Below are 13,202 nucleotides of genomic sequence, written 5' to 3' on the forward strand. Positions count from 1 at the left end.
CTGCAAATAGTTACCGTTCACAGGTAGGTATAGATAAGGAACACATAATGACTCAACAAGAAGGCCAAACCTCAGTTTTACTGGAAAACGTATCATCTCTGATCCGCAGTAAAGTGAAAGCCGCCAATGTGTCACTTGTCGAAAAGTTTGCTAAAACTCTATACAGTAATATGTCTACTGAAGATTTAGCGAGCCGTAATGACAGTGATTTATATGGCGCAGCACTTAGCTTATGGAATAGCTTAGAAAAACACACAGATGATAACGCGTTAATTCGCGTATTTAATCCAGAGCTAGCTAACAATGGTTGGCAATCCTCTCACACCATCGTTGAAATTATCGCTAAAGACATGCCGTTTCTGGTTGATTCGGTTCGCATGGCTTTGGCTCGCGAAAATATCGTTTCGCATTTATTACTTCATTCACCTCTTAAAATTAAACGCGATAAAGACGGTTTAATTTCTGCATTATCAGGTATGAAGACAGAGCAAGAATCTGACTCAAACAAAACAGTGTTCTTTATTGAAATCGACCGTCAGTCAAATCAGTCGGTAATTACAGCTATTAAGCAAGAGTTAGAGTCGGTTTTAGCAGATGTTTCTGTAGCAGTAGAAGACTGGTTAGCGATTAAAGATAAGCTCGTTTCTATCAGCAAAGAATTACCAAAGCGTAAAGGCTATAAAAACAAAGACGAAGTAAAAGAAACTGTTGAGTTTTTAGATTGGCTTGCAAAAGACAACTTCACTTTAATGGGTTACCGTCAGTATGACTTATCACCGATTAAAGGTGACTACCAGTTGACAGGTGTTGCTGATACCAGCTTAGGTATGATGAAAAACTCTGATGAGTCAAAAGCACGTCTATTATCTGAGTTACCTGAAATTGCGCGTAAAGAAGCACAAAGCGATAACTTGTTAATCTTAACAAAAACAAATTCGTTATCACGCGTTCATAGACCAGCATACATTGACTATATAGGTATTAAACGTTTTGATGATAAAGGCAATGTGATTGGTGAAGACCGTTTTATTGGTTTATTCTCATCAAGCTTCTACAACAATAGTGCTGCAGATGTACCAGTATTAAAGAGCAAAATTAAACGTGTTCTTGATATGACGGATTTTGCACCAGGTACGCATGCTTACAAAGCGGTATTAAATATTCTAGAAACTTACCCTCGTGATGAGCTATTACAAGCTCGTGAGCGTGAATTGCTAGAAGTTGCTTTAGGTGTTCACCATATGCAAGAACGCGATATGTCCCGTGTTTTTGTACGTCAGGATACTTATGGCCGTTTCTTCTCTTGCATGGTTTATGTACCAAGAGAGCGCTACAACACAGCACTTCGTCGTGAGACGCAAAAAATCTTAGCCAATGCCTTTGGCTCAAATGAAAAAGTTGAATTTACAACGTTTTTCTCAGAATCAATGCTAGCACGAACGCATTATACAGTTCGTGGTTGCGACCAAAATGTTGAATACACAGTGAAACAAATCGAAAGAAACCTTATTGAAGCCGCACGTACTTGGGAAGACAAACTTCATACTGCACTGCTTGAAAGAGCAGGTGAATCACGCGGAAATGAATTAACGCGCAAATATGCTAAGGCATTTGCAAGTGCATACCGTGAACAAGTGTTACCAAGTGCAGCTGTTGTTGACATTGAAAAGCTAGAAAGCCTATCAGATGACAACAAACTTGCGATGCTTTTCTATCGTCCACAAGAAAGTGCAAACACCAATGAGGTTCGTTTAAGTCTTTATCACAAAAACGAACCAATTCATTTATCAGATGTAATGCCAATTATTGAAAATTTTGGTTTGCGTGTTATTGGTGAAACTCCTTATTCAGTTAAGACCGAAGATGGTCAAGTAAACTGGATTATGGATTTCAGCATGCTGATCAGTAAAGATGGCCTTGGTGATTTTGAAAAAGTATCAGAACGCTTCCAGCTTGCTTTACTTAATGTTTGGAACAATAAGCTTGAAGATGATGGCTTCAACAAGCTTGTACTAGCTGCAAGTCTAAAAGGTCGTGAAGCATCAATTATTCGTGCTTACGCTAAGTATATGCGTCAAATTGGCGTTACTTTCTCACAAAGCTATATTGAAAGTACGTTTGAAAACTACCCACATATTGCGCAGTTACTTGTAAAACTATTCGATAAGAAGTTTTCACCTAAATCTAAATTCACTGAGAAAGGTTACGAGAAAATCGTTAACGATATCATTGCTGAATTAGATAACGTAGCTAACTTAGATGATGACCGTATCATACGTTTATACGTTGATATGATTAACGCAACACTTCGTACTAACTTCTATCAAAAAGACAAAGACGGTGTTAACAAGTCATACATTTCCTTCAAGGTTCAGCCTAGCCTAATTCCTGAAATGCCACTACCATTACCAGCGTTTGAGATTTTTGTATACTCACCACGCGTTGAAGGTGTTCACTTACGTGGTGGTAAAGTTGCTCGTGGTGGCCTACGCTGGTCAGATCGTCGCGAAGACTTCCGTACCGAAGTACTAGGCCTTGTTAAAGCGCAGCAAGTTAAAAACACTGTAATTGTACCGGTTGGTTCAAAAGGTGGTTTCGTTTGTAAACAGTTGCCATCTGATCGTGATGCCTTCTTTAAAGAAGGACAAGAGTGTTACAAGCTATTTATTCGTGGCCTTTTAGATATCACAGATAACATTCACCATGGTGAAATTGTGCCACCAGTTGATGTAGTTCGTCATGATGAAGATGACCCATACTTAGTTGTTGCAGCTGATAAAGGCACTGCGACGTTCTCTGATATTGCGAATGGTATCTCTGAGGAATACGGTTTCTGGCTTGGTGATGCTTTTGCATCAGGCGGTTCGATTGGTTATGACCATAAAGCAATGGGTATTACTGCAAAGGGTGCATGGGAGTCAGTTAAACGTCACTTCCGTGAAATTGGCATCGATTGTCAAACAACTGATTTCACCTGTGTAGCTATTGGTGATATGGCAGGGGACGTATTTGGTAATGGTATGCTGTTATCAGAACACATTCGCCTGCAAGCTGCATTCAACCATATGCATATCTTTATTGATCCAAACCCGGATGCTGCATCGTCTTTTGTTGAGCGTAAGCGTATGTTTGAATTACCGCGTTCATCTTGGGAAGATTACAATAAAGAGTTAATTTCACAAGGTGGTGGCATTTTCTCACGTAGTGCGAAATCAATTACGCTTACACCAGAAATTAAGAAAATGTTAGGCACTAAAAAAGCAACCATGACACCTAACGAATTACTACGTGCAATCTTAATGATGCCAGTAGATTTAATTTGGAATGGTGGTATTGGTACTTATGTTAAAGCTAAATCAGAATCGCATGCTGATGTGGGTGATCGTGCAAACGATGCGCTACGTGTAAATGGTGAAGAACTTAACGCTAAGATATTTGGTGAAGGTGGTAACTTAGGTGCTACACAGCTGGGCCGTATTGAATTTACAGCAAACGGCGGCCGTATGAATACTGACTTCATCGATAACGTAGGTGGTGTTGCGTGTTCAGATAACGAAGTAAACATTAAAATCTTACTTAATGGTTTAGTTTCTGAAGGTGACTTAACTAAGAAACAGCGTGACGAACTACTGTATTCAATGACGGATGAAGTTGGCGATATGGTTATAGAAGACTGTTACCGTCAAACTCATACGATTTCAGTGACTCAACTGAAGGGACCACAGACATTAAAAGAACAAATCCGCTTTATCCATGCACTTGAAAAAGAAGGTAAGTTAAATCGTGATATCGAATTTTTACCGTCTGATGAAGAGTTAGCAGAGCGTCAAGCTGCGGGATCAGGACTAACACGTCCTGAGCTTTCAGTACTAGTGTCATACGCTAAGATGGTTTTAAAAGAGCAGTTAGTGGTTGAAGAAATCACAGATAATCCGTTCTATCGCCACCTTTTGATTGAAGCATTCCCAATGCCACTACGTGAACGCTTTAATAATGCAATGGATAATCACCCATTACGCGCAGAAATCATTGCAACTAAGCTTGCTAATGAAATTGTTAACGATATGGGTCTTAACTTTGTTGTACGCATGAGCGAAGAAACGGGTGCACCAGTCAGTGAAATTGCATTGTGTTATTCAATGGCAAAAGCAATTTTCGAATTAGGCAATGCATGGCAAGAAATTTCTGATTTAGATAATAAGATCCCGTCAATTGTTCAAACTGAAATGTTATACCAGTTACGTCGTACTGTGCGCCGTGCAACACGTTGGTTCTTACGCCACCGCAACAAATCACTTAATATCGAGCAAACAATCGAATTCTTTGCACCGGCATTTGCTGATTTAAGTGAGAATATCAGTAGTTATATGGTTTCTGAGGAAGCTGAAAAGTTAAATTCAGAAATTAATATGCTAACGAACGAAGGTGTTCCTGAAGCACTTGCTAAACGTATTGCACAGCTCTCTAGCTTGTTCTCAGTAATGGACTTAGCTCAAGTTGCTGACGCTGCGAATAAACCAATTTCACAAGTATCTGAAACTTACTTTAAGTTGGGTGCAGGTATGGGTCTTCACTGGTTCCTTGACCAAATCACACAGCAACCAGTTGCCAACCATTGGCAAGCACTGGCACGCGCTTCTTATCGTGAAGAGCTGGATTGGCAACAACGTTCACTTTCACAAGTGGTTCTTAATAATTGTAAGACCACAGAATGTGATGTTGATACCATTATTGAAGGCTGGATGGATGAACATCAAGTGCTACTAGAGCGTTGGGAACTGATGCTTGCTGAGTTTAAAACCTCTCAAACCCATGACTTTGCGAAGTTCTCAGTTGCATTACGTGAATTAATGCTATTAAGCCACAATTGCGATACTGCGCAATAACAAAAATTTAGATACAATACCCCGGAATTTTCCGGGGTATTTTTTTATTAAGAGGTCAACACAATTATGTTTTATGATTTAGCGCGTCGTTTTATGTTTAGTAAAGATGCTGAGTGGTCGCATGACTTTGCTTTATCAAACCTAAAGCGATTTGCCAATACACCGTTATCGATGTGCTGGTCTCAATCGGTTGCAAGTAAACCAACTACCTTCCTAGGATTAGAATTACCAAACCCAGTAGGTCTTGCTGCAGGTCTTGATAAAAATGCTGAATGTATTGATGCATTTTCTCAAATGGGTTTTGGTTTTATTGAAGTAGGGACCGTGACACCTCGTCCTCAAGCGGGTAATGACAAACCACGTATTTTCCGTTTACCTGAAGCAAATGCCGTTATTAACCGTATGGGATTTAATAACAAGGGTGTTGATTACTTACTGGAAAATGTTAAAAACGCGCGTTTTAATGGCATTTTAGGTATCAACATTGGTAAAAACAAAGATACGCCAAACGAACAGGGTAAAGACGACTACATTCATTGTATGCGTAAAGTATTTACGAGTGCTTCTTACATCACTGTAAATATCTCTTCACCAAATACTCCAGGATTACGTGATTTACAATATGGTGAAGCGCTAGATGATTTATTAAGCTCACTTAAAAATGAACAGCTTGATTTGGCAGCTAAACATGGTAAAGAAGTACCAATGCTTGTAAAAATCGCACCAGATCTTGATCAAATACAAGTTCAGCAAGTATCAGAATCATTGATCAATAATAAAATTGATGGCGTGATCGCTACAAATACAACACTTGACCGTACTGCTGTTGAAGGTATGAAACATGCTGATGAAGCAGGTGGCTTATCAGGTCATCCAGTTCGTCAGAAATCAACAGAAATCGTTAAAGAAATTAAGCGTTTAACTAATGGTGAATTACCAATTATCGGTGTTGGTGGTATTGATTCAGCAGAATCTGCAAAAGAAAAACTATCAGCCGGCGCTGATTTAGTGCAAGTGTATACTGGTTTTATTTATCAAGGGCCACCAATGATCAAAAAGATCATTGATGCCTTATAAGGATCGGTTATTTAACTTTATGATCCTATTGAAAATAATCTAAAAAATAGTTTATTTTTAAAGCGATAGCTCTATAATCCTCAAGATGTCACGTTTTGGGGATTTTTTATGTTACAAGCAGGGAAAGATTGGCGATGGTTTACGTGTGAAAACCGTAATCGTCTTGTGTTATTCGTAGAATCGACACAAGAAGAGCTTGTAATGCCTTATAAAACGAGACAATTGACACAATCAGCCATAGAAGGCGGATGTTTTAGTTTAGAAGATGCCGCACTGTATGAGCAAATTTGCCATTATCTTGCAGCATTTAACCTCTGGAGCGAAGGTGAAATTGCTGTTATTGCACTTCATGCGACTGCTGCAAAACTGCATTTAAAACCCGTACTCGCCAAAAGTTGGTTTTTCAAACCTTACCAAGGTCATATTCCAAGTACAGAAGCCATTATTACGCTTAATTCACATCAGCAATCAGGGCAATTTCTAATCATTGAATGCGACGGTGAAAGTGCACTTTGTATGTGCTTAGAACATCACATGCAATTGGATGAAAACTTTTCATTAAATCGCTTTGAGACGATAAAAGTGCTTAATGACAGAGTAAACCCTATTTTAATCAATCAATCACAGTTAAAACGAGCATAGGCTTTATCGCACCCTTGTTTTAAAACTGTTATACTTCAGCCAGATTTTTTAACAGGGTTTTTGCTTTGAGCAATTCACTATCTTTTATTGCACTAACGTCGATTGGTGTAGAAAACTTACTTGCTACTGAAATTCAAGATATAGGCGCTGAGATCACCAAGCAAACGGTTGGTTCGATTCGTTTTAATGCGTCAAATTTACAAGCACAAACATTGTGTCTTGTTAGCCGTTACGCAACCCGTGTGATGATGTTACTGTGTGAATCAGATCAGATTAATACTAAAGATGACCTGTACGGTTTTGCGAAGCAATTTGATTGGCAAGAATATTTTGGCCCAAGCCAAACACTTGCAATTGACTTTAATGGTACAAATCGCGAATTAAAAAATACGCAGTTTTCAACGTTAGTAGTGAAAGACGCAATTGTAGATAGTTTTTTTGCCAGCCATCAACAAAGACCAAATATTTCAAAAACATCACCTGATGTACGAGTAGTAGGGCGTTTAAATAAAGAAAAATGTGCCCTGTATATTGACTATTCAGGACCAGGTCTTTCTCGTCGTGGATATCGCCCACATCAAGGTGAAGCTCCCATCAAAGAACACTTAGCTGCGGCTTTGGTTAGTCGCTCTGGTTGGTTAGAAGACCCATCACGCCCTCTGTTTGATCCCTGTTGTGGTTCTGCAACGCTTTTAATTGAAGCGGCAATGATGGCATGGAATATTGCACCGGGTCTTTATCGAAAAGAGTTTGCATTTCAATCTCTTCCGGGATTTCGCCCGGCAAAATTTAAAGAATTAAAACAACAATTAAAAGATAAACAAACAGATCAGAAGCTTTACCTAATTGGTAATGACATTGATGGACGTGTGTTAGATAAAGCACGTCAAAATATTGAACATTTACCGTTTGCTAAATTTATTCAGCTAAAACAAGCGGATGCTAATAAATTAACGGCTGTAGCGAAACAGCCAGGTGTGGTTTTATCAAACCTACCTTATGGTGAACGTTTAGGTGAAAAAGCTGAGCTTGTAAATTTATATCGCCATTTAGGTGATGCCTTTAAAAAGCATTTTAAATTTTGGCATTTAGCGCTTTTTGCTACCGATATCAGTCTATTAGCGCTTCTGAAACTTGCAAAGAAAAAGCAATACAAACTTAAAAACGGACCGTTAGATTGTGTATTAAATCTTTATGATTTAGATGAGAAAAACACAGAACAATCGCGTAAAACAAAGCTTAACTATGATGGTTCAATGGCTTTTGCAAACCGCCTAAAGAAAAACAAACAAGGCTTAAAATCGTGGCTTAAGAAAGAAGCTGTAAGCTGTTACCGTTTGTATGATGCAGATATTCCTGAATACAATGTTGCAGTTGATGTGTATAACGAATTTTTAGTGATTTATGAATATGCACCGCCTAAAACCATTGATGAAGTAACCGCGGAAAAGCGCTTACAAGATGTAATCTATTTAAGTGCACAAACGCTTGATATTGCTCCAAGTAATATTGTAGTTAAGCAGCGTAAACAGCAAAAAGGTAGCGCACAGTATCAAAAAGCACAGCGTACCGATAAATCTAAAAATAATATGACCGTTGAAGAGTATGGTGTGAAATTTAAAGTTAATTTACACGATTACTTAGATACAGGTTTATTTTTAGATCACCGTTTAGCAAGACGTTATATTCAACAAAATTGCAAAGACTTACGTGTACTAAATTTATTCGCATACACCTGCAGCGCATCAACACATGCTGCCGTGGGTGGCGCAAAGTCAGTTACCAGTGTAGATATGAGCAATACCTACTTAAAGTGGGGACGTGAAAACTTTGCTTTAAATAATTTAAACAGTCCACGTTATCACTTTGAACAAGCGGATTGTTTAGCGTGGCTTGAACAAGCAAAAGGTCAATTTGATTTTATCTTTTTAGATCCGCCAACGTTTTCAAATTCAAAACGAATGAAAAAAGAATTTGATGTTCAGCGCGATCACATTAAATTGTTTACTTGGGTAAAACGCATACTAGCGCCAAATGGTACTTTGTTATTTTCGAATAATAAGCGCGGTTTTACGATGAATGAAGAAGGTTTACTCGATTTAGGCCTTATTGCTGAAAATATTAGTGAAAAAACACTTTCTCCTGACTTTAAACGCAATAAACAAATTCATAATGCATGGTTGATTCGTAATGCCTAACATCACGCTTTATCATACAGATGGCTGTCATTTATGTGAGCAGGCCTTTGATTTATTTATACAAGCAGGCCTTGAAGAAAATGTTAACTTGATTGACATTGTAGAAAGCGAAGCCCTGATGGCTGAATACCAAACAAACATTCCTGTTGCACAATTTAGCACAGGGACGAAATTATTTTGGCCGTTTACTCTTGAAGACATTTTAAATAATAAGTAAGCATGGATTTAATAAGAATTACAGGTGCCCAGCTGGCGTTCGGCACTCATCCTTTACTCAATAACGCCGACATGCTCATCGAAAGTGGTGAGCGAGTATGTATCGTAGGTCGAAATGGTGCGGGTAAATCAAGTTTGCTTAAAGTGCTTGATAGCCAAATTCAACTTGATGACGGAGAAATTAACCGTTTAAGTGGATTGAAAATAGCGCGCCTTGAGCAAGACCCACCAAAAGGTGCAAACGGCACTGTTTTTGATTATGTTGCCAATGGTCTACCTCATATTGCATCGTTACTGATCGAATACCATGAAGTAAGCGCCAAGTTAAGTCATGACAATAGCGAGAAAGTGTTAAAACAGTTTGAACGTTTGTCATCAAAATTAGAAGCTAACGACGGCTGGCGTTTCGAAACGCAAATTAATCAAGTATTAAGTCAACTAGAACTTGATCCTAATAGCGATTTAACGTCGCTTTCAGGTGGTTGGCTTCGTAAAGTGGCACTTGCTAAAGCATTAGTCGGTGAACCAGATTTATTATTACTTGATGAGCCTACCAACCACTTAGATGTAGCCAGCATTGAATGGTTAGAAAAGTTTCTAAGAGAATTTAGTGGGGCAATTGTATTTATTTCTCACGATCGTGCCTTTATTCGTTCTATGGCGACACGTATTCTTGATTTAGACCGCGGTAAGCTTGTTTCTTACCCTGGCAATTATGAAAAGTACCTAGAACAAAAAGAGCATGCATTAAAGGTTGAAGAAAGCCAAAATGCTTTGTTCGATAAAAAACTCGCTGAAGAAGAAGCGTGGATCCGTCAGGGCATTAAAGCCCGTCGTACGCGTAATGAAGGTCGAGTGCGTGCACTTAAACAGCTGCGTGTTGAGCGTAAAGCAAGGGTAGAACGTCAAGGAAAAGCAGACTTTAACATTGAAAGTGCACAGCGTTCAGGCAAATTAGTATTTGAAGCTAAGGGTATTAGCCAAGGATTTACAAACAAACGAATTGTGAAAGACTTCTCTACATTAGTTATGAGAGGCGATCGTATTGGTTTAGTAGGGCCTAACGGCGTAGGTAAAACTACCTTGCTTAAAATTTTATTTGGTGAATTGTCACTAGATTCAGGCAAAGTAAAACAAGGCGTTAACCTGGAAGTTGCTTATTTTGATCAGTATCGTGCCGTGCTTGATGAAGAAGCAAGCGTGCAAGACAACGTTGCTGACGGTAAACAAGAAGTCAATATTGGTGGTCGTAGCCGACATGTGCTTGGGTATTTACAAGACTTCCTATTTCCACCAGCACGTGCTCGCTCGCCGGTTAAATCACTGTCTGGCGGTGAAAAGAACCGCCTTTTACTTGCCAAACTGTTCTTAAAGCCAAGTAATATTTTAGTGCTCGATGAACCAACCAATGACCTTGATGTTGAAACGCTTGAACTTCTCGAAGAAATTTTAGCCAATTATCAAGGTACTGTATTAGTCGTGAGTCACGACCGTGAATTTATTGATAATACATGTAGCACTGTTTGGGGCTTTTTGGGTGACGGTAAAGTAGTTGAAGTTGTTGGCGGTTATCAAGATTTCCAAAATTATGCTGCGTCAATTGCTGAAAGAAATGCAACTGAACAAAAACAAAATGACACAGAAAACGACAAAAAAATCAGTGATAAGCCTTTAGCAAAAAAATCAGGCAAGTTATCATACAAATTAAAACGAGAACTCGAAGAGCTACCGGCTTTATTAGAATCGCTTGAACAAGAAGTTGAAGAACTTCAGGAAGTTGTTAATTCTCCAGATTTTTTTAAGCAAGATAGTGAGCAAACTCAGAAAACCTTGAACCAATTACAACAAGCAGAGTCGAAGCTTGAAACCGCTTTTATGCGCTGGGAAGAATTGGAACAGTTACAGGATCAGTAGTAGGAATAAAAATGAAATATAAATTACTTGCAGCGGCAGTTTTTGCTGCAATCACGCCTCAGGTTCAAGGCGCTACTCCATATGTTTTAGAAGAACTTGGTAACCTTAGTTACGCAAAGCACGCATTTGTAACTGATATGAATGAAGCTGGTCAAGCAGTAGGCATGGCACAAGGTGTTTTTGATATTCATATTGATATTGATGAACTGGACTTCGAAGATTCACGTTTAAAGAGCTTTTACGATTCACGTGAACGCTATTTTGAGAGTATTGATCAAGAGATTACGTTTACTTTAGAAGATATTCAAAATGGTACCATAAACGGTGATGCGCAACGCTTTTTACAAGACTATTTACTTAATTATTACACTGATACAACGCTGCAAAAAATTTCAAAAAATAATAATGTAGAATTTTATATTGGGATTGAATATAACAACACGACGATAGAGCAGGTTGTATATGATGTAACAGATCCTGATTACAATGGTTTAACTCGTTCAGTGGAAACTAATTTAACCGCGATTTCTGAAGATGGCGTTAAAGTTGGGTGGGGTTCTGCACCTTATAAAAAAGTTGATTTTCTCCCTGATGGTGAAACAGAATCTGAGACTCATTATATTCGTGACTTTACACGTCGAGGTTTTGTTATTACTCCATCAGGTGAGCGTGTTGATTTAATGCCGATTGAGCAAACCTATGGTGGAGTCTCAATTGCAACAGATATACTCAAAATGACTGACGGGTATGTTGTGATTGGTGAGTCATCAGTGAGTATTGCTTCGGATGCACTCGAAAGATTAGAAGACCGTTGTGATGGTGAGCAGCTTCCACTTGAAGCCTGTTATGAAGGTTATGTAACCTCAACAAGTTACCCACTTTATAACCGCCATGCTACAAAATGGATATTAGATCCTAATTTTAATGTTATTGATATCATCGATTTAGGAATTGGTATTATTCCTGATGAAGATGAACAAAAAAAAGCATGGGTAAGTTCTGCGCTTGCACTTAACTCAAATGATATTACAGTGGGGTATTCTGTTGTTCGTTATCGTGATGGCGATAATATTACAATTTATCCAGTATATTACAAAGATGGCAGTGTTATAGAATTTATTGATGAAGACAATTATCGCCCAGGCGGTCGTGCTGTAGCTATAAATAATGCCAATATTATTACTGGTTATGCAATTGAACGAATTGAAGGCACAGATCGCAGCAAGTTTTTCTATCATGATATAACCTCTGGAGAAACCACTTTTCCTAAGGATTTCTTCAAAAGTAGTTCTGCGGTTGCAAATGATATTAACGATAATGGTTTAATTGTTGGCCAAGGTGAAGTTGAAACTACTTCATCAGCGAGACGTCGCCAAGAAGGCTTTATTTACGATATTAATAGCGAGACATTTACTAATTTAAATGATTTATTACCGTGTTATGCTAGTGATGGCGAAACTGTGTATCCTTATGTTGTTTCCGAAGCAATTGGTATTAATAATGACGGGACAGTATATGGTACAGCGACTAAAACTGTCGATAAACGAGATGCACAAGGTAATGTAGTAGTAGATAGTACTGGTAAAGTTGAACAAGAAAGTATTGTTGTTCCTGTAAAACTTACTTATAACCCAAATGGTGTAGCAGATACATGTCCACCGAAAGAAAAAGAAACCTATGAGCGCCAAGGTGCTTCTTTTGGTTTGGTTGGCCTATTACTTCTTCCGCTTGTAGCAATAAGAAGACGACTTTTTAAATAACATAAAAAACCTCACAATGTTGTGAGGTTTTTTTTTGATTTTGTAAGCAGTATAAATCACTTTTTATTGTTACGTGCTTTCCACTGTTTTAATACTGAATAGCGCCACAAGTAATCAATACCGAAATACCCGATAGCTGATGCAGCTGCTGCACACACTAAACTGCCTACCATAAATGCCGGTCCAATACTCGACAGACTGTCAACAAACCATTGCCAATTGGCTTCGAAAGTAAAATCTTGTTTTTGCTGTCCAAGCACCAAATAGCCAACTAAGTAGTTAAAATAAAATATTGGTGCCATAGTTAAAGGGTTAGTGATCCACACTAAAGCAACAGAGAGCGGTAAATTAACCCGAAATGGAATCGCAATTGCTGCACTTAGCAGCATTTGAAAAGGAACCGGAATAAATGCCCAAAACAAACCCACAGCGAATGCACCGCGTGCAGAGCGTCTATTTAAATGCCATAAATTTGCATCATGTAATACGTCACCAAAAATACTAAGCGT

Annotated in this window: 8 protein-coding genes; 7 read left to right on the forward strand and 1 reads right to left on the reverse strand. The window is 38.5% G+C overall.

Going from position 1 to position 13,202, the window contains the following annotated elements:
• The first annotated feature begins 47 nt into the window (after positions 1-47).
• From ON073_RS14570 to ON073_RS14600, 7 genes are all read left to right on the forward strand, one after another.
• A complete protein-coding gene (locus ON073_RS14570; protein WP_274762605.1) occupies positions 48-4,886 on the forward strand; it encodes an NAD-glutamate dehydrogenase in 4,839 nt (1,612 codons plus the stop codon).
• A 66-nt stretch (positions 4,887-4,952) separates the two neighbouring features.
• The gene (gene pyrD, locus ON073_RS14575; RefSeq protein ID WP_274762606.1) at positions 4,953-5,963 is read left to right on the forward strand and encodes a quinone-dependent dihydroorotate dehydrogenase; all 1,011 of its coding nucleotides are present in this window, start codon (positions 4,953-4,955) and stop codon (positions 5,961-5,963) included.
• Positions 5,964-6,071: 108 nt separating this feature from the next.
• Positions 6,072-6,605, forward strand: coding sequence for a cell division protein ZapC domain-containing protein (locus ON073_RS14580; RefSeq protein ID WP_274762607.1), 534 nt, complete (start codon positions 6,072-6,074; stop codon positions 6,603-6,605).
• A 65-nt stretch (positions 6,606-6,670) separates the two neighbouring features.
• Positions 6,671-8,803, forward strand: coding sequence for a bifunctional 23S rRNA (guanine(2069)-N(7))-methyltransferase RlmK/23S rRNA (guanine(2445)-N(2))-methyltransferase RlmL (gene rlmKL / locus ON073_RS14585; protein ID WP_274762608.1), 2,133 nt, complete (start codon positions 6,671-6,673; stop codon positions 8,801-8,803).
• The gene (locus tag ON073_RS14590; RefSeq protein ID WP_274762609.1) at positions 8,796-9,020 is read left to right on the forward strand and encodes a glutaredoxin family protein; all 225 of its coding nucleotides are present in this window, start codon (positions 8,796-8,798) and stop codon (positions 9,018-9,020) included. Before rlmKL ends, ON073_RS14590 begins: the two co-directional genes overlap by 8 nt.
• Before the next feature lie 2 nt (positions 9,021-9,022).
• A complete protein-coding gene (gene uup, locus ON073_RS14595; RefSeq protein WP_274762610.1) occupies positions 9,023-10,933 on the forward strand; it encodes an ATP-binding cassette ATPase Uup in 1,911 nt (636 codons plus the stop codon).
• An 11-nt stretch (positions 10,934-10,944) separates the two neighbouring features.
• Positions 10,945-12,693 carry a DUF3466 family protein gene (locus ON073_RS14600; protein ID WP_274762611.1) on the forward strand — a complete coding sequence of 583 codons (1,749 nt, stop codon included), beginning with the start codon at positions 10,945-10,947 and terminating at the stop codon, positions 12,691-12,693.
• Between the two features lie 56 nt (positions 12,694-12,749).
• On the opposite strand, the gene ON073_RS14605 is transcribed toward ON073_RS14600, so the two are convergent.
• Positions 12,750-13,202, reverse strand: a 453-nt coding sequence (locus ON073_RS14605; protein WP_274762612.1) for a DUF2062 domain-containing protein, incomplete at its 5' end; no start/stop codon positions are given.

Source organism: Pseudoalteromonas sp. G4, assembly GCF_028875915.1.
Lineage (GTDB): Bacteria > Pseudomonadota > Gammaproteobacteria > Enterobacterales > Alteromonadaceae > Pseudoalteromonas.